The 16,436-nt window shown below is 62.6% G+C and carries 16 protein-coding genes; 4 read left to right on the forward strand and 12 right to left on the reverse strand.

The window, feature by feature from the left end; all coding sequences use genetic code 11:
* Positions 1–11 precede the first annotated feature (11 nt).
* Entirely contained in the window at positions 12–1,340 is a 1,329-nt protein-coding gene (locus TZ53_RS17480; protein WP_064232637.1) for a tyrosine-type recombinase/integrase, read from the forward strand.
* A 40-nt stretch (positions 1,341–1,380) separates the two neighbouring features.
* Here TZ53_RS17480 and TZ53_RS17485 read toward each other — a convergent pair whose 3' ends face one another.
* From TZ53_RS17485 to TZ53_RS17500, 4 genes are all read right to left on the reverse strand, one after another.
* Positions 1,381–2,085 carry a nucleotidyl transferase AbiEii/AbiGii toxin family protein gene (locus tag TZ53_RS17485; protein ID WP_044662110.1) on the reverse strand — a complete coding sequence of 235 codons (705 nt, stop codon included), beginning with the start codon at positions 2,083–2,085 and terminating at the stop codon, positions 1,381–1,383.
* Positions 2,086–2,089: 4 nt separating this feature from the next.
* Positions 2,090–2,395 carry a hypothetical protein gene (locus TZ53_RS17490; RefSeq protein ID WP_235600721.1) on the reverse strand — a complete coding sequence of 102 codons (306 nt, stop codon included), beginning with the start codon at positions 2,393–2,395 and terminating at the stop codon, positions 2,090–2,092.
* Positions 2,396–2,572: 177 nt separating this feature from the next.
* Entirely contained in the window at positions 2,573–2,881 is a 309-nt protein-coding gene (locus tag TZ53_RS17495) for a type II toxin-antitoxin system TacA family antitoxin (protein ID WP_044662111.1), read from the reverse strand.
* Between the two features lie 174 nt (positions 2,882–3,055).
* Complete coding sequence (locus TZ53_RS17500) at positions 3,056–3,337, reverse strand: helix-turn-helix transcriptional regulator (RefSeq protein WP_082718616.1); 282 nt, start codon at positions 3,335–3,337, stop codon at positions 3,056–3,058.
* Positions 3,338–3,348: 11 nt separating this feature from the next.
* On the opposite strand from TZ53_RS17500, the gene TZ53_RS26875 reads away from it, so the two are divergent.
* Both TZ53_RS26875 and TZ53_RS26240 read left to right on the forward strand, forming a co-directional pair.
* Positions 3,349–3,525, forward strand: a complete 177-nt coding sequence (locus TZ53_RS26875) for a hypothetical protein (RefSeq protein WP_157009830.1) — start codon at positions 3,349–3,351, stop codon at positions 3,523–3,525.
* A 106-nt stretch (positions 3,526–3,631) separates the two neighbouring features.
* Positions 3,632–4,072, forward strand: coding sequence for a hypothetical protein (locus TZ53_RS26240; RefSeq protein WP_235600722.1), 441 nt, complete (start codon positions 3,632–3,634; stop codon positions 4,070–4,072).
* Here the strand turns inward: TZ53_RS26240 and TZ53_RS17505 are convergent.
* The gene (locus tag TZ53_RS17505) at positions 4,056–7,784 is read right to left on the reverse strand and encodes a conjugal transfer protein TraG N-terminal domain-containing protein (protein WP_044663125.1); all 3,729 of its coding nucleotides are present in this window, start codon (positions 7,782–7,784) and stop codon (positions 4,056–4,058) included. The two genes, TZ53_RS26240 and TZ53_RS17505, sit on opposite strands and share 17 nt — an antisense overlap.
* A gap of 13 nt (positions 7,785–7,797) precedes the next feature.
* A complete protein-coding gene (locus TZ53_RS17510) occupies positions 7,798–9,219 on the reverse strand; it encodes a conjugal transfer protein TraH (protein WP_044662112.1) in 1,422 nt (473 codons plus the stop codon).
* Between the two features lie 127 nt (positions 9,220–9,346).
* Between TZ53_RS17510 and TZ53_RS17515 the strand changes: the two genes are divergently transcribed.
* Positions 9,347–10,513 carry an ATP-binding protein gene (locus TZ53_RS17515; RefSeq protein ID WP_044662113.1) on the forward strand — a complete coding sequence of 389 codons (1,167 nt, stop codon included), beginning with the start codon at positions 9,347–9,349 and terminating at the stop codon, positions 10,511–10,513.
* Between the two features lie 32 nt (positions 10,514–10,545).
* Here TZ53_RS17515 and TZ53_RS17520 read toward each other — a convergent pair whose 3' ends face one another.
* Genes TZ53_RS17520 through TZ53_RS17545 form a run of 6 tightly spaced genes read right to left on the reverse strand, consistent with a single transcriptional unit; the run spans position 10,546 to position 16,400 of the window.
* Positions 10,546–11,142: a hypothetical protein gene (locus TZ53_RS17520; protein WP_044662114.1), complete on the reverse strand. Its 597-nt coding sequence runs from the start codon at positions 11,140–11,142 to the stop codon at positions 10,546–10,548.
* A complete protein-coding gene (locus tag TZ53_RS17525; protein ID WP_044662115.1) occupies positions 11,139–11,987 on the reverse strand; it encodes a conjugal transfer protein TraF in 849 nt (282 codons plus the stop codon). Before TZ53_RS17525 ends, TZ53_RS17520 begins: the two co-directional genes overlap by 4 nt.
* Positions 11,984–12,583, reverse strand: coding sequence for a S26 family signal peptidase (locus TZ53_RS17530; protein WP_044662116.1), 600 nt, complete (start codon positions 12,581–12,583; stop codon positions 11,984–11,986). The genes TZ53_RS17525 and TZ53_RS17530 overlap by 4 nt, the downstream gene beginning before the upstream one ends.
* Positions 12,555–13,403, reverse strand: a complete 849-nt coding sequence (locus TZ53_RS17535) for a type-F conjugative transfer system pilin assembly protein TrbC (RefSeq protein WP_235600723.1) — start codon at positions 13,401–13,403, stop codon at positions 12,555–12,557. The genes TZ53_RS17530 and TZ53_RS17535 overlap by 29 nt, the downstream gene beginning before the upstream one ends.
* On the reverse strand, positions 13,375–14,409 hold the full coding sequence (gene traN, locus TZ53_RS17540; RefSeq protein ID WP_044663127.1) for a conjugal transfer protein TraN: 1,035 nt from the start codon (positions 14,407–14,409) through the stop codon (positions 13,375–13,377). The genes TZ53_RS17535 and traN overlap by 29 nt, the downstream gene beginning before the upstream one ends.
* A gap of 59 nt (positions 14,410–14,468) precedes the next feature.
* Entirely contained in the window at positions 14,469–16,400 is a 1,932-nt protein-coding gene (locus TZ53_RS17545) for a hypothetical protein (protein WP_044662117.1), read from the reverse strand.
* Positions 16,401–16,436: the final 36 nt, after the last annotated feature.

Below are 16,436 nucleotides of genomic sequence, written 5' to 3' on the forward strand. Positions count from 1 at the left end.
GGAATTACAAGATGACCGATTCTGCCGGTCTCTATCTCTATGTCACAAAGGCCGGCGCGAAGTCGTGGCGGTTCAGATATCATTTTGCCGAGCGCGAGAAGCTTGTCACTTTCGGGCTGTTCCCCGAGGTCGGGCTTGCCGAAGCGCGGGAAAGGCAAAAAGAGGCGCGCGAACTGCTCCGGCAGGGCATCGACCCTGCGGTGGAGTTTGTCCGACGGAAGGCGCAGGCCGTAGTTCAGGCGGACGCCAGTTTTCGTACCAAAGCCGAAGAATGGCTTACGGAAAACGAGCCTTGGTGGTCTGCCGCCAACGCCTTCAGGGTTCGATCGAGGATCGAGAAGGACATCTATCCTGAGTTCGGGAAGCTCCCGGTCAGTCAGGTCACCAGCGAAATGGTCCTCATCGCCCTTCGCAAGATCGAACGGAGAGGCGCGATCGAGACTGCGAAGCGGGTCCGCGGCTACATCCTGGGTGTTCTCAAGCGCGCTCGCGGCGAAGGGCTGGTGACCACTGAAACGATCGTCAGCGTCGAGATCGTCGCGGATGCGCTGAAACGCTCGCCTCCGGGGATCAAGCAACCAGCGCTCACGCGCGTGTCCCAGCTTATCGAATTTCAGAGACGCGTCGATCTCTCTACCGGTGGCCCGTTGAGCAAGCTGGCCTCCCGGCTGCTCGCTCTGACCGCCGTCCGCGTTGGCGTCCTTCGAACCGCGTTGTGGGACGAGTTTGAGGGCATCGACTGGGAAGATCCCGACAAGCCTGCGCCGGGGGCGATCTGGCGGATACCCGCCGGGCGGATGAAGCTGGCCGTCGAGGACAAGAGCAATGCCGCTTTCGGCCACGACGTCCCGCTTTCCTGGCAGGCTGTCGAAACGCTGCGCGCCATACGGGTACTCACCGGAAAGTTCAGCCTCGTCTTCCCGAGTAGCCGGTCCTGGCGTTTGCCGATGAGCGACGCGGCTGTCAGCACCTTGTACAAGCGGATCGGGGATGGTGCCTATAAGGGGAAGATGGTGCCGCACGGCTGGCGTTCGGCATTCTCTACGGTGATGAACGAGCGGGCTGCGGAACTCGAGCGTGACGGCGATCGCATGATCATCGATCTTGTTCTGTCGCATGTGCCCAAAGGCATATCGGCGTCGGAATGGGCCTATAACCGCGCGCGCTACTTCAAGCCGCGGCGGGAGATGCTGCAGGCCTGGGCTGATCTGATCGGGGACGGGCTCGAAAGCCCGTTCGCTCTGGTGAATGTTCGGATGGCCAAGGGCAGGCTGCTTTCACGCTGGGAAAGCGCGCCGACGGGTCCGAACGTCATCCAGTTCAGGCCGGCCAGGCGTTAGGCCAGCCAGTTTGATCTTGCGAGATCGAAGGGCGCTGGGTTCAGGGATTGCGTGCCGCGCTAGCGGCACGCAGACTTGAAATCGTTTCGGTGAGATATTCGCGGCTCATAGCCTGCGCCGTATCAACGAGATAGGCCGTCCCTGGCCTGAACATCAATTGGCCAATGATCGACCGAACGAATTCTGGCTTGGCGTTCTTGATGATTTCCAGCGCCTTTTCGCAGTGGCCCAGGCCACATTGTCGCAGTGCCGAGACGACGTAATCGATACCGTGCTGATCGCCCACGGCTGCGAGATCAAACATGTCACGCGGCTGGAAATTCCATCCACGGTAATACACCTTCTTCGCGATGATCTCGGCAGGAGTTTCAAGATTAACATCGCGATTCCTGATGACAGCTCTCTGAGTAGGGTCATCGGTTATGCTTTCGCAGCAAATAAAATCGATCTCGCCTATATCCTTATAGGCAAGCTTCAAAACCCCATTTCCGTCCGCGACGTAGCTATCAGGCCGTCTGTTGAGAGAAATTCCCTGTGTTTCAGGATTGAGATAGGGTATGATTTGCGGATCATCCAAAAACAGATCGATGTCATGGCTTTCGCGATGATCGATTTGCAGCATGAGTGCCGTGCCGCCGCCGAAGGTCCAATCTGGAATGAAGCCGTTGGTCGACTGAAAATGATCGAAGATGTTGCCCGCCAGATCGAACAGGATTGGCCACTGGCTCGCTTGGTTGTTCGGCACCCGTTTAAGCCGCCAGAGGCAACGCGTAGCCGGAAAGCTCCGAAAACTGGCATGCTACCTTGCTGGCCGCTGCGGCACTCACGCCCATCTCCTTGAGAAAATCCTGTTGAATGTCAGCAGGAACCTCGGAGAAGAAAGAAAAGGCCATAGCGTTGAAGGTGACCGCACTTTCCAGATCGGTGAGAAGCTCGGCCAGTTGATGCGCAGAAAGGTCCGCCCCGTAGGGAGCGTTCACTGTCGTCAGAACCTGTACCGTTACGCTACTCATCGAACTACCTCGAACGATCTCCGTCGGATCGATCACTACCATATATCGATCTTATGTTATCAAAACAAGAATGGCAGAAATTACCATTAACTTTCAAACATCTATGCGAAAAATTGGCCTGATCGACCATTCCGTCATTCAGGAGCGACATGGCGGCTTCGATAGGTAGCAGCATAATCAGTTCGCCCAATTCGGCATCGGTCTGCAGTCGACCGGACTTCAGCATTCCCAAGCCGGTTTGCGCCGAAATAGCTCCTGCAACGGCTCTGAAGGTGCGGGCGGAGAATCGAGCATTGCCAGGAACCGCTCATGCTGCTCAGCGTCGAGCAAGAAGGTGCGTTGGTCGAGAATGGCATCCTCGGCTTCACGGCGCGCGCAATCGAGCATGAACTCGGAGAGTTTCTGGCCGCGCAAAGCGGCTGCACGGGTGAGGACGGCCTTCATGCTTGCCGATGCCCTAATCTGGATGACATCATCCTTGGGCGCTGATGAGCGCCGGTTCGAATTCGGTTGTACCGTCCGCGCCATTTTTGCGAGCCTTCCCTTAGATTCCCGGCATGCCTTTCTTCTAATGACGATGCCAATATATTTTTGGTGGCGGTCGATGCGCGGTGCTCAGAAGGGGCCGCTGGCGAAAACCGTCGGGGTGCCGCACTGGTTCGTCTGGCTTAAGACGGTAGATTGTTGGGCCCCCGCCTGACCTTATCGCCGCGCGGATCGCCTTTTCACCGTCTGAATGAAGGCCTTTGGATTTGCGATGAAATCCTCAATGTCGCTTCCGTACCATCCAACGCATCGTGGGCTGATCTGCTGTCGGTTGGGGAAGTGGCCCGCAGCCTCAAGCCTGTAGATGGTCGCGCGGGAGAGACCCGTCCGCTGAGCAACCATGGCAATGCGCCACAAGGAGTCGGTACGACGATCCTTCGCAGCAGGTATGACGAACTGCTTTGCCGCATCCGGCGGCGCCGAAACATTTTTAGGCATCAATCAACCTCATGAATGAGGTCTGCCCGGCCAAACAAAATGATGCCGCCGAATCGCAGGAAAATCAATGGATTTGCTCGATTTATCTGGTGGCGACGGCATTTTGTGAGAGCGAAAACTGGACCCGAAATGGGGGCATCGACGAAGGGAAGGGGGAGGGCGCGATGGGTAGCAGGGGGCTGGAGTGATCGGATCTTGGTAAACCAGGTGACAGGAGGACGAAACTTCCTGATTTCGGAGGGTTAGCTATTTTCCGCGCGGCTCCAAGATGGTAGGTTCGGCGAAGAGGAATTGATGATGGCTGCAACCATTGAACCCAATGACGCGGATCGGAACCCCGACGAACTTCGTCTCAGGGATTGGCTTTCGCGACCCTGGTACGCGAAGCTCTGGTGGAGTGGCGTGCCAGTCTATTGGCTGGGCATGCTTGCTGCCCTCAAGCTGGATGCTTTGACAGAAGTTTATCATTCGGCTGCCGGTGGATATCTGAATATCTTCTTCTTTCCGCCCATTGTGGCGCTAGTTCTCTCTTTCGGATTCATTCGACGCTGGTTGGGATCATTGCCAGCTGCGACAGACGGTGAGTTTGATGAGGACTATTTTAGGGATCGCAGGAAATACGGCCCATCGGGGATGCCGTGGCAGTTTGATCCTCTAGATCCGCGATCTGGCGCATTCTGGATTGGCAATCCTTTAAACCCGCTCAATCCCAGCAATATCAATCGCGTTTCTTGAAATGAGGATCGCCATCAAATGGTCCATTGGCAAGATCTGTGGAGAAGCGCCCCCCGCTTAGCAGGGATGACTGCTCCCAGGATGTCACCGGAGCATTTACATCGACTGTACCTCGGCCACTATCGGCATCTTCGAGATATCGATTTCGCAGTCCATCGCGTCCAAGAATTTCAGCCGAAAGGTGGTTGGCGAATGAAGATGCCGGATTGAGCGATTTGGACGCCGCACGCTCAGAGTTTGCGATTGCCTGGCGTACTTCGAAATTGACTATGTTGAGCTGGGCATTGGCCGCTTCGCTGGTTGTTCCGCTTTCCTGCGAGGACGCACCGAGTGACCCGGCAAACTGACCAAACCCAGCCGCCGCTCCTGCGCGGCTGCCTTTGCTTCCACGACTCGTTGATCCACCACTGATCTCCGCTTGGACAGAAGTGCTAAAGGCAGACTGGTCTTGCGCTGCTCTCGTAATCGACCGTTCCCAACCGGTCTGAGCCATGATCGCCTGCACATCCCGTTGGAGCGTGTCAGCGATCTGCGGCTTGAGACGCCAATTGCCCTTTCGGTCCATTTCGAATCCGCCCTTGAGCCAGTTGGCCATGGCGGCGCGACCTTCGGCACCGCCGCCCATGAAATGCTCGATCGTGTCGGGACCGGCCTGCTTGCCGGCCTCGAACCGCGTGCTGGTGTCATTGCGCGCCGATTTCTCGAACCCTGCGCTACTAGAGACGAGCAGGTCATTATGAGCGAGGCTGAAGCGGGCATGGCCGCCATTGGCGACCGCACCGAGCTGGCTCTCGTTAAGGAGGCCAGCCTGCCACATCTGGGCGGCCGTCGCCGGGGTGAGGTTCATCCTGAAATCGCCATTCTGGTCCATGGCGATCTGGCGCTTGCTCATCTCGATGCCGTTGGCCCGCAGCAGCCCCTGCATGCGGGACAGACGCTCGCGCTCTACGATACTGGTCATCCGCGCGTTTCGCGCCCGATCAGCGATGCGGTCGGCACCGCCTTCCGACATGTCGAGCTGGTTGCCACTCGCATCCGCCAGCGTCCGAATGAAGCTGTCGAGACGAGCTGCCTCGCGCGTGGACATGCTGGCGGCCTCGGCGCCTTGCGCAAAACCAAAATTATCCGACTGTCGGCGTTGCTCACCGATCCGGGCGGCGCTGCGTGTTCCATCGTGTCCGACCTCCTTCTGCGCGTCGAGTTTCCCCGACCGCTCGGCGAAGTCGTAACCGGCAGCTTCGCGGGTCCGGCCATAGACGCTGGTTCCTTCGCGCGCCGCTTCGGCTGTCGCCCCGTCCGCCGTCCCAAGATCGGTCGCCGCCCGATAGGTTTCGAGAGCCTTGGTTACCTGGGCCTCATTCCGGCCAGTGGCGCGGGAGAGTTGCGTGATGGCGGAGGAGCGCGCTTCACCGGAGAGGGCATTGATGAAGGCGATGCGGCGGCTCATCTCATCAACGGGGAGGCCGAGCATGGTGGCGGCGTTGCGGTGGCCCTGGTTCCCGCCGGTGCGATAGGCCTGCTCGGTCGCAACATTGCCTCGTTCCACCTGAGACACCCGGTCACCGGCGTAATCCCGGCGTCCCTCCATGGTGCCGACCTGCACCTGGGCGGAGGTCAGATCGTTGCGCAGCATTTCCTCCTGCGCGTAGCTGTTGGCGATGAGCTTGGCGAAGGTCGGATCGGCGCTCGCCTCGGCGATGACCCCGCTCGCCTTCAGCGCCGCGTCCTGCGGTGAATAACCCCCGCGCTCAAAATGCCGCGTCGCCGCCTGCATCATCATGCCATAAGCGCGAGTGTCGCCGAACGCCCGCCATTGGACCAAGCCTTGGGTGAAGGCCCCGAATGCCTTCTCGCCCGCTTCGCCCGACCCGAAATAGCTGGTGCCAAGGCTTCGCAGTGCGTCCTTTTCGGCAAAGTTGTGGATCGCGCCGGTTGCCGCCGCCGCGCGCACAGCGCTCGCCGTCGCCGGATCATTGAGGTCTCGGCCGTGGAGTGCAGGCGCAAGGCCGCCCAGTTCTCGTGCGGCGTCCGTGCTTCCGAGGGCCATGGCCGCGCTGCCGGGCGCCCCGCCGCCATGGGCCGCACCAACAGCGCCTGCTGCACCGAAACTCCGGTTGGTGCCGAAGGTTGAGCGCTCCCCGAAGTCACCGAAGCCGGAAGCGGCCGACCGGCGTGAGCCCGTGCCCATGGCCGAGGCCTGCGCTTCAAGGGCCGTAGCAAAGCCTTCGGAGGTCGAGACCCCGGCAGCCGCGGCCGATCCCTGGGCCTGGACGCCAAGCGAACCGCCGGTGAAGGATGAGAAGACGTTGCCCGAGAAGCGGAACACCGTGAACACGAACGCTCCAGCTAGGCCCGCCGCTGCTGTGCGGAAACTGCCGAAGATGGCGAGCGCCTTCATCGCCGAGGAGGGGGCAAGCATCCAGGTCGTGGCGGCCACATGATTGGAGCGCATCTCGGCCAGCACCGCCATCGCGCGGCCAAGGGTCAACTGATAGATGCCGGCGTCGATCACGCCCCACAGCGCCACGAAGACGAAGAGCCCCAGCGCGAAGCTCGCGACCCGCAGGTTGATCGGCGTGAGGATGAACAGCAGCGCAATCGGCATCATGAACAGCATGATCCCGAACACTGTCGCCCGGATCGTCGGCATCCATTCATTGGCGGTCGACATGGTGGCAAGGCCTCCCGCCACCACCGCGCGATTGGCCATGACGCGGGCGGCTGTCGCCGGGCTGTCTTCGAAGAGAACATCGCCCACGCTGTTTCCAAGCAGGATGTTGGTGAAGAAGGCCTGGGCGGTGAGCGGCGTTCCCAGCATCATGTCGCTCATTTCGGAGAGATTGCTGCGGCAGCGCGCGAGCTGGTCGGCCTTGGCGATGTCATAGCCGGTGCGCTGGCAGACCTGGGAGGAATAATCCTCGAAGATCGCCGGGTCGGAGAGCCGATCCGCGATATGGGTCCAGGCCTCGTTGCAGCTGACCGTCGTGCCGCCCTTGTCCGAGGCTGTGAAGATGGTGCTGAAGGTCGAAGGCCCCGCCATGGCGGCGAAGGACGCAGGAAGGTCGGTGCTGGTGCGAAAGAGCTGGTCGTCGTCGATCCCATAGGCCGGCGAGACGCGGGCGACCGGATAGCATTGGCGGACATAATCCTTGATCGTCGCGTCGAGAAAGGCATCGGTCATCGGCCCTCGCGGACTGACGGCATTGAGGAACAGGTCGAAGGCATGGCCGCCCGCACCGAATTCGAGCTTGGCATGCGGGTCGAGTGTATTGTCGTCGATCGTTTCGGCCAGCGCCCGCTCCATCATGTTGGTGACGCCCGCCACCAGAACGATGAGATTGGGGACGTCGCCGACCGGCTGATATGCGTTCCTGACCCGATCATAGACATGGACGGTGCCGGTCGTTGCGACAAGGCCGACGAACAGGCCGATGCCGACCAGCATCTGAAGACCGAAGGCGACAAGGCCCATGCCGGTGCCGCGGATCATGGCGAGCACGGCGCCGAGCGCCATCCCGACGACCGCGACGATCAGCACCAGCGTTTCGTAACGCGGATCGGCGAAGATCATCGAGACGAGCCGGAACGCATCCACCGTCTCGGCAAAGCCGTCATAGGTGTGAAAGCTCGTCTCCAGAGCGAGGGCAGGGGAGGCGATGAACAGGCTGGCGAGACCGCACAGCAGCGCGGGCAAGCGGGAGATGAGGCGCATGGTGTCCGATCCTTCAGCGGTTGCGGCTGGCGGCGGTGCCGGCGGCGTCGCGCGCGTCCCGATCGCGCTGGCGGATGAGGCCGGCATAGCCCGTCGAGAGGTTCGCCTGGGAGAGCGCCGCCATATAGGATTGCCGCATCTGCGCGCGCTGGCGCAGCACCTCTTCGCGCAGGTCGCGCAGCTGTTCGATGCCCTTGGTGAGGATGCGGGTCTGGCAGATATTGGCGCTGGTTCTATCGGCGGCGCCCGCCGCGCTGGTCCCGCGCTCGGCATTGGAGATGGCAAAATCGATGCTGCGGGTGAGGTCGTTCAACATCTGATAGGCGAGCGTCAGGGCGACCAGCTCGTCGGTATCGCCAATCACCGAGTCGACCACATCCTGTCGCACGCCCCATTCAAGCATCCGGTAGACCGGCAGGGTCCGCACATTGGCGACGAACTGACGCTCCTCGGCCGTCAGCGCTGCGCGCGTCCTGATCTTCTCGGCGATCGAGGTCATGCGCTCACGGGTGAGCGCCAGCGCGCCCTTGGTCCCGTCCTGCGTGCAATCGGCGGCGGTGGCGGGCATGTTGAGCGCGCGGCGCATGACCCGGCCGCTCAGGAAATCATCGGACGACTCGGTATCCTGCCCAGCGCAGGCGGGGATGGCCGAGAAGAGCGGCACCTTGTCGTTGGCGTCCCAGCGCATATAGACGTCGCCCACCCGGGCGCGCATGACGCCCGCCCAATCGGCGGCGCCGACGCGGGCCGCCGCATGAGCCAGCAGCGAGCCGGTGCGGAAGATGTCGGTGACCTCGGCCGGGCAATTGGCGAGCGCGTCCTTCAGATCCTCGGTGGGGCTATTCCCGTTTGCCTGGATTTTCTCTCGGCTTTGCTGATAGCTTTTGGCGTAACCTTCCTTCACCGACTTGTAGCCGGTCATCTCCTCAATGATCCCCGACATGTTATCATCGCCCTTGGCGATCTGGACCATCCGGTTAGCAAGGCGGCAGTCATTCACCTGGATGGAGTTGAGGAAATTGGTGGCCGCCTCCATCTTTGAAATGATGTTCCCCATCTTCTCGTCGAGGGTTTCGAGCAGATATTGGAAAGCGACGGCGGGCGCGGCCTGGAGGATGCTCTCGAGCTTCTGGACGAGATAGTCCGGGTCAAGGAAGGACATACCGCCCAGAAACATGTCGATGCCGCCGCAGCCCGCCTTCACCTTGGGCATGGTGAGCGACATGAGATAATCGCTATGGACATCGATCCGGCCCGACATGCCGCCCGCCGTTACATAGCCGCGAGTCTGGTCCTCGAAGCTGCCGGGGCTGGTATAGGTCACATTGTCGAACCAATGTTCGGCCCAGCTCTGGGCGTGCGCGGGCATAGCTGTTCCGCAGGTTGCAAGCAGAGCCAGAACAGCTAGGGTCGCGCTATATTTGAGATGGGGCATGGCGGCTTCCTTGTCTTGAGGAGTAAGGAAAGGGCCCACCCGCCATATGCGCGCCCTTTGGTATTGCTTGCAAAATCTCTAGACAATTAACCTTGCAAATTCGTAATATCGATCCAAATATGCAAGGATGATTGAACGCCGTATCAAAAGCGAACTTGTCGCCCGACTGGATGAAAGCCCCGCAGTCGCCTTGCTCGGGCCACGCCAGGTCGGCAAGACGACACTCGCGCATGAGATGGCCGATGAGCGGCCATCCATCTACCTCGATCTTGAATCGGATCGGGATCGAGCAAAGCTTACGGATCCCGAACTCTATCTCGAAAACCATGAAGACAAGCTGGTCATACTCGATGAGGTTCATCGGCTGCCGGACCTGTTCCAGCTTTTGCGGGGCCTGATCGATCGGGGTCGTCGGAAGGGATTGCGGACGGGCCGATTTTTGCTGCTGGGCTCGGCTTCGATCGACTTGCTGGCTCAATCGGGCGAAAGTCTTGCCGGGCGCATCGCCTATCTGGAAATGCGTCCGCTCGACGCCCTGGAGGTGGGCGACGGTGATGTTGATCGGCTTTGGATTCGCGGCGGCTTTCCCGACAGCTATCTCGCCACCAGCGATGCCGCGAGCCGGCGTTGGAGGCAGGACTTCATCCGAACCTATCTCGAACGTGACATTCCCATGCTGGGTCCGCGTATTCCTGCCGAAACGCTGAGGCGTTTCTGGACGATGCTCGCCCACCATCAATCGGGCCTGTTGAATGCCTCGGAACTGGGGCGCAGTCTTGGCGTCGATTCCAAGACCATCGCCTCCTATCTCGATCTTCTGGTCGACCTGCTTCTCGTCCGCCGTTTGGAACCCTGGCACAGCAATAGCGGCAAGCGGCTCGTCAAATCCCCGCGAGTCTATGTGCGCGATAGCGGCATCGTTCACACATTGCTGGGTCTGGGCTCCCGCGAAGATGTGCTGGGACATCCCGTCGCTGGTGCGAGCTGGGAGGGGTTTGCGATCGAAACGCTGATCTCGGCAGCGCCTGAGGGCACGCAGGCAAATTTCTACAGAACATCGGCTGGCGCCGAGATCGATCTTCTTCTCACCATCCCCGGCCACGGTCTGTGGGCGTTCGAGATCAAGCGCAGTCTTTCGCCCAAGGTCGAGCGGGGCTTCCACCACGCCTGCGCTGATCTCGATCCGGTGCGCCGGATCGTCATCTATCCTGGAGAAGAGACCTACAAGCTCGCCGAGAATATCGAGGTTTGCGCGATAGCCGAGGCGGGCCGATGGCTCCTGTCTCTGCATTGACGGAATGTCGATGATTGAGGCTCCCTGCATGATCAGTTCCGATTCCGCTCTTTTGAGGCGGTACCGGCTGCGACAATGCCGGTGAACTTCGCCATGGCGCGCACGCCGACCGCGGCCCGCACGCCGGTCTGCATCTTGAGTCCGAGATAGATGTTGCGGGCGAGATTGGCTGGATGATCCGTCCCGATCGCGATCGGCAGGATGCGCGCCTCGTCGGAGGCGGGGCGGAGCCAGGCAACGGGATGGCCGATCCAGGGGAGGCCAAGCCGTCCCGAGCGGAGCATCGCCTCCTCCCTGCCGATCGGGCGGACCGCCAGGCCATAACGTGTCTTGAGGGCGAGGAGCTTGGTCCAGAGATCGCCACAGGGGAGGCAACCGGGCGCCGTGCTCATCTCAATGACGAACGCGGGTCCCTGGCCCTTCAAAGCCGCCTCGAAATCCGGCGGATAATCGACCGTTCGAGGAACGCGGGCGAGCCAGCTCTGCATTTCGCTGGCGGTGGACACCGGATGGATCGCGGCGCGGGCCGCCTGGGTTCGGTCAGGCGCGCGTCGTTCCGCCTGCGCCTGAACCGGGAGCGGCAGCGCGCCCAGCAGCGCGATCGATGCTCGAAGGTGGAGGGCTCTCATGGGCGGACACCGCCTGGGTTTGCCATCGGATCGGCGGCCGCAACCGGACCATTGGCGAGCGCGTCGAAAAATCCATTCTCTTCGCCCGCGCCCGTCAGGAATTGTTCGGGCCTGATGTCGCCTGATAGCAATTTCACCGCCTGATAGGCGGTCTGGATGAGCGTCGGGAATGTCTCGACGCCATTGGCGATAACCATGCGCTGCGCGGAGTTGCGGCGAATGACCATGGTGGTGGGCGTCACCTCGACGCCGAAGCGGGCGCTAAGCTCGGGCCGCCGGTCAAGGTCCTCGCGGATGATCTGCCAGCCCGTTTCCTCCTGAAAGCGCTGGAGGATCGGCCATTGCACCCGGCAATAGCCGCAGGAGGTGCGCGAGAACATGACGAGCGCGAATTCTGGGCCGCGAGAGCGCAGATAGGCGCGGCGCACCGCATCCTTCTGCGCGCCCAGCGCGTCGCGCGCATCGCCGATCATCGGATTGGCCGACTTGGCGCTGAGTTCGGGATGGGTGAGCATCGCCAGCTGTGTGACGCCCGCAAAGGCGCGGGCCTTGCGCCGCGCAAAATCCTCCAGCCGCCAGAAATCGGATACGGCTTCGACGGTAAGAACGGTCGCCGCATAATCACGCTGGTCTGCGATCAGCTTGGCGATCCTGGGCGGGCTCCATCGCGCGAGTTCGGCCATGGGCGGGATGACCGGGGCTGGTGGCACATCATCGTGCGGCGTCTCGGTGGGATCGGGCTTGGCGCGATACCACCAGTAACCTTGGCGGATCGTGTCCTCTCCTTGGGCTGCCGCCGGGAGCAGCAGGCCAGCCACTGCCAGCAGGGCAAGCGCGCGCCTCACAGGATGCGCTCCATGCGGGTGAGGCGGTCGAGCCGGACCGGCCCGAAATAGCGGCTGTCAAAGCCCCCGGCATGATCGGAGCCGACATAGACAAAGCCCTGCGGGATCGGTCGATCACCCCAGCGCAGATGGGGAAGGGGCCGACCGTCACGGCCGAAGGGCCGGCTCGCGCCAAGGAAGGTGCGGTCGCAATAATACCAGCTGCGGGTGCCCTCGCGGCCATCGACCGAGAGCCGCTCGATTTCGCGGAGGCGCTCGCCCGGAAGGCAGAGCGCCCGCTTCGTGACGCTCACCGGCTTCGGGCCGGCGATGGGGTGGAAGAGCATGAACTCGACGAGATCGCCCTTTTGGATCAGACCCGGCGCGCGCCGTACGGCCCAGGCATCGATCGACGGGCTCATGACCAGGGTGATGCCCGGCAATCCAAGCCAGGTGAGGGTCGCGACGGGCAGGATGACGGCGAGGTTCAGGGCCAATCGCCTGTTGTCGGCAGGCTGGTCACCGACCGCACCGCCGAGCGCGCGGGCCGCCTGCGCGGGCAGGGCCTCGAGGGCGGGCCAGAGCCGTCTAGCGGCGAGACAGGCGAGACGCAGCATCGCGGACCTCCTGTTTGCCGCCAAGGCGGGCATATTCTTCGAGAAGCCCCGACAGCGCGGCGTCGCCATAGACGATATGGCTGGCGCTTGGGCCGACCTCGTCGTCGCGCTCGCAATAGGGAAGGGTGGGATCGCCCGGCACCATGGCGAAGGCAGGGACCTGATTGACGCCATGCTGGCGGAAGAGGATCGGGTCGACGATGAGCTGGACGTTGCGCATCGTGCAGGCCGGACCTCCGCAGCCAGGATCGACGCGCAGAATCTGCGCCGTCAGTTTCGCCAAAGGGCCGATTTTGCTCATGCCCCCGGGAACGCCACGAAAGGCGATAACCCCGCCCACGGACTCAAGCTGTGCGGCGTAATTGCGCAGGGTCTGGAGCGGCATGGAGGAGGAGGCGAACAGCATCGGCACCCAGCTCTTTGCTGAAGCCGCTCCGCGCACGTCCTTTGGCTTCGCAGAATCGATCGGCGCAGCCAGCCCCAGGGCCTCGTAAAGGCGCCTTTGCAGGGCGTCATGCTCGGCCGCCATGCGCTGCGCGGCGTCCTCTCGATCCTTGCGCGCCCGCGCTTCGATGTCGGGAAAGCGCCCCTTCTGTCGCATCGCCTCGAACGCCCGGCGGCGCATCGCCTGCGATGGTTCGGGAATGCCGGTCGGGCCAGATATAGCGGGCTTGCCTGGGGCGGGCTTGTCTGGTTCGGCCGGCTGGGGCTCTCCCACGGTCTGCCCGCCTTGCGCCAGCGCGGGGGCGGCGGCGCAGAGCGCGACCATGGCGCCGGCGCGCAGCAAAAGGTCAGGGATGGATGATGCTGAGCGTCGCATCGATCTTCTCCTTCATGTCGATCTGGATGTCGGATTGGGCGCGGGCCTCGATGTCCGAATAATATTCGCTGAGATCCATCCGGCTGAAATCGAGCGCCTGGAACTCTTCGGCGGAAAAGCCGCGGCAATAGGGATGCTCGGGCGTGCCCCAGCCAAGACTGTTGAAGGCGGCGAGTTGCGGCCGGCCCTGCTCCTGGATGATGCGACCCAACTTGGTGTTGAAGCAGCAATGGCCCCGCGCCTTCTGGATGCAGATTCCCAAGATACTGGACGAGCAATAGGTGCCGACCTCATGGCACATGCCCGAACCGCGCAGCATGCCGGTCTCCATATCCTGTTGGTCGCAGCTCTGGAGCAGCACCTCAATCATGTAATTGATGGCAAGGCTGATCGCGATCGAGGTGGGATCGATGCCGACGATGATCGCATGGGCGCCGGCCGAGGCCGCCTCGCTCGCGGTCGCGCCCGCCTTGAACGCGGTATAGGCCGCTTTCATGCCGGTAAAGACGCCCTTGGCGATCGCGATCTTGGTCGTGATGGAGCTCAGCGAGCCGCCCATCCCGTCTTTCACGATCTTGCCCTTGTCCTTGCAGCAATTCTGGAAGGTGACGCTGGCGCCAGGCGGCCGGCAGCGCAGCGCCCGTCCGCCAAATATCTCGATGGTGCCAAGGCAATTGCCGTCGGCATCGACCGGGCCGTCACCCGGCGCGCCCGGATCATCGACGACCGCTTCATTCTCGATCGGCGTGGCAGCGGTATCGATGCAGCTGTTGGGCGAGCAGGCCGGCACGCCCCCTGCCGTCGGAGTCTTGCAGGCATAGCTTGCCCCCAGCGGACAGGCATAGCCGCCCTGCACGTCGGCCACGCAGTCGACCTTGCCGATGGGGCAAAGCGATCCACCGTCCGCAGTCGTGAGGCACTGCGCCATCTCTCCCTCATCGGCGGCATCGCCATTGCCATTGAGGTCGGCGGCGCAAATCTGTGCTGCCTGGGCAGGCGGGCTCATGGCAGTGCCAAACGGCGCCAGCGCGCAAGCGAGCGCCAGGCTGAAGGCGAGCCGGCGGGTCATCGCGCCACCGCCGTGCAGGCAAGGTCCGAGCCTGCTAGCCGGACCGTCTGCATCATCACCACCGCCTCGGGAAAATCATCGAGGCAGCCGCAGGGTGAGACGATCTCTTCGCCGTCGCCCAGCGGGCAGACATTGTCGGCCGAACAGACATGATAAAGGCTGTCCCAGCCAACGGGCAGATTCTGCTTTTCCGCCACGAGCCCCGCCGGGGCGACGCCGCTATTGGCGCTGGCCGCGCGGGTCTTGCAGATGGACTCGCAGGCCGCGACCGCCGGACGGTCGGGGAGCGCGAACGCGCGGGTCGACTGGACGAGGGCGCCATCGCTGCTCCGGGTCTGGTCGGCGAGCATCGTCTCGGTCGAATGGTCGATGATATAGGTTGCCCGGCTGAGATCGGGCTGCGCTGTTCCCGTTGTGTCGACGACGCAGGCATAGCGGCGCGTGCGCAGGAAGAAGTCGCGGCCATATTGAAAGGTGCAGCTGCCGGTGCCGAATAACCGGGTGAGGGGCAGGGGTTTAAGGCCCGTGACGACGCCATTGCGGACCGTTTGCACGCCGTCGATATCTTCCTGGGTCAGGCGGCAGGCGGGATCGCTGGCATAGCCCGCGCAGAGATCCACCAGCCGCTCGCTCACCTCGCAGCTCGTGTCGACCTGGATCTCGACGGTGACGTAGCCCCAATTGCCGCCACCCCCGCCGCGCACCCGCGCGCTGACGGACGTCGCGCCGGACTTGAGCCTGTCGGTAAAATCGATGGGCGTGCGATTATACCAGGGATCATCGCTGATCCGGCAGTCGCCAGACGGCAGGCCATCGCCCGTCCAGAGGCGCTTGCCCGCCGAGCCCACGACCTGACCATTGATCCGGCCCTGAACCCAGTCGTCCGCGCCCATCTCGATGATCCGCGCCGAGACGATCCGGCTGGGCAGCAACGGACTAAAGGTGACGGTATAGACGGGCGGATTGCTGCCGCAGCTCCCCGCACCCCGGATCTGGAAGCGGAGGCATCCCGTGCCGCAACTGCTGGTCGAGGTGATCGAGCCACTGGCCGAGACGATGTCGGTGAAATCCCAGGCCTTGACGTTGATCTCGCGCTCGATCGTGCAGGACCGCGTTTCCTCCGCCTTGCCGTTCCCCGCCGGCGAGGCCGCCAGTGCGGTGAAGACCGAATTTGCCTGCGAGGCGGCATAGGCGTCGCCGCTGATCGCGGTTGGATTGGCGCGATAGCTCGTCGCGGACACCGCAGGCGAAGAGGTGCAGGCGGTCGTCTGCGCGCCGACATAGCGGATGGCCGGGCCGTCGATACTGGCCTGCGCCACCGCGATCCGGGGATCGGCGGTCGTCAGCGCCCCGATGACCCCGCCACCCAGATCCTTCAGGACCGAGGGGAGATTGCCTGCGACCAGGTTCGCGCCGCAGCTTGCATTGATGCAATAGCAACCCGACAGATCGGGCATGTCGACCTGGCTGAGCTTGAGGTCGCCGCTACCGCCGACATCCCATTTGAAACTCTGGCACTGGTTCCAGCTTCCGGGCGAACAGGAGATGACGCCGTTGGCGCAGATTCCCGACACTGGGACCGGGAGGGTCAGGACCTGGTCGAACGCGCCGTCGAGATCCTTGTCGCGGGAAATGGAGAGATGGGTGATGTCGCCGGTGGTGCCGGGCTGAACCAGCATTTCAAGCATGGTGGCGCTCTGCTGACAGGCGAGATTGGGTGTGAAACTGCGGCTATTGTCGACCGTGCTGACAGGTTGATTGGCGAGACCTGGCGTCAGATAATTGTTGCTGATCGCATCGCTGTCGCCGGATTTGGCCCGCGAGGCCGCCGCCGCTGCCCGCGCTCTCGCGTCCATGTCCTGCGCGAAGGCCGATTGGACGCTCAGCGCTGCCAGTATCGCGAGCGAGGGGGAGAAGGGCCACCTCATGCTTCTTCCTCACGTGGGCGAGAGCGATTCACGGCG

Origin of the sequence: Sphingobium sp. YBL2 (assembly GCF_000943805.1) — a bacterium.
Classification (GTDB): domain Bacteria; phylum Pseudomonadota; class Alphaproteobacteria; order Sphingomonadales; family Sphingomonadaceae; genus Sphingobium; species Sphingobium fuliginis.

Excerpts from the sequence above, each read along its gene's own strand:
- TZ53_RS17500 (WP_082718616.1), bottom strand. The coding sequence starts at position 3,337 with ATGCCTAAAAATGTTTCGGCGCCGCCGGATGCGGCAAAGCAGTTCGTC.
- TZ53_RS17530 (WP_044662116.1), bottom strand. The coding sequence starts at position 12,583 with ATGCTGCGTCTCGCCTGTCTCGCCGCTAGACGGCTCTGGCCCGCCCTC.
- TZ53_RS17495 (WP_044662111.1), bottom strand. The coding sequence starts at position 2,881 with ATGGCGCGGACGGTACAACCGAATTCGAACCGGCGCTCATCAGCGCCC.
- TZ53_RS17505 (WP_044663125.1), bottom strand. The coding sequence starts at position 7,784 with ATGCGCCTCATCTCCCGCTTGCCCGCGCTGCTGTGCGGTCTCGCCAGC.
- TZ53_RS17490 (WP_235600721.1), bottom strand. The coding sequence starts at position 2,395 with ATGGTAGTGATCGATCCGACGGAGATCGTTCGAGGTAGTTCGATGAGT.
- TZ53_RS17480 (WP_064232637.1), top strand. The coding sequence starts at position 12 with ATGACCGATTCTGCCGGTCTCTATCTCTATGTCACAAAGGCCGGCGCG.
- TZ53_RS17545 (WP_044662117.1), bottom strand. The coding sequence starts at position 16,400 with ATGAGGTGGCCCTTCTCCCCCTCGCTCGCGATACTGGCAGCGCTGAGC.
- TZ53_RS17510 (WP_044662112.1), bottom strand. The coding sequence starts at position 9,219 with ATGCCCCATCTCAAATATAGCGCGACCCTAGCTGTTCTGGCTCTGCTT.
- TZ53_RS26240 (WP_235600722.1), top strand. The coding sequence starts at position 3,632 with ATGATGGCTGCAACCATTGAACCCAATGACGCGGATCGGAACCCCGAC.
- traN (WP_044663127.1), bottom strand. The coding sequence starts at position 14,409 with ATGAGCCCGCCTGCCCAGGCAGCACAGATTTGCGCCGCCGACCTCAAT.
- TZ53_RS17535 (WP_235600723.1), bottom strand. The coding sequence starts at position 13,403 with ATGCGACGCTCAGCATCATCCATCCCTGACCTTTTGCTGCGCGCCGGC.
- TZ53_RS17520 (WP_044662114.1), bottom strand. The coding sequence starts at position 11,142 with ATGAGAGCCCTCCACCTTCGAGCATCGATCGCGCTGCTGGGCGCGCTG.
- TZ53_RS26875 (WP_157009830.1), top strand. The coding sequence starts at position 3,349 with ATGAATGAGGTCTGCCCGGCCAAACAAAATGATGCCGCCGAATCGCAG.
- TZ53_RS17515 (WP_044662113.1), top strand. The coding sequence starts at position 9,347 with ATGATTGAACGCCGTATCAAAAGCGAACTTGTCGCCCGACTGGATGAA.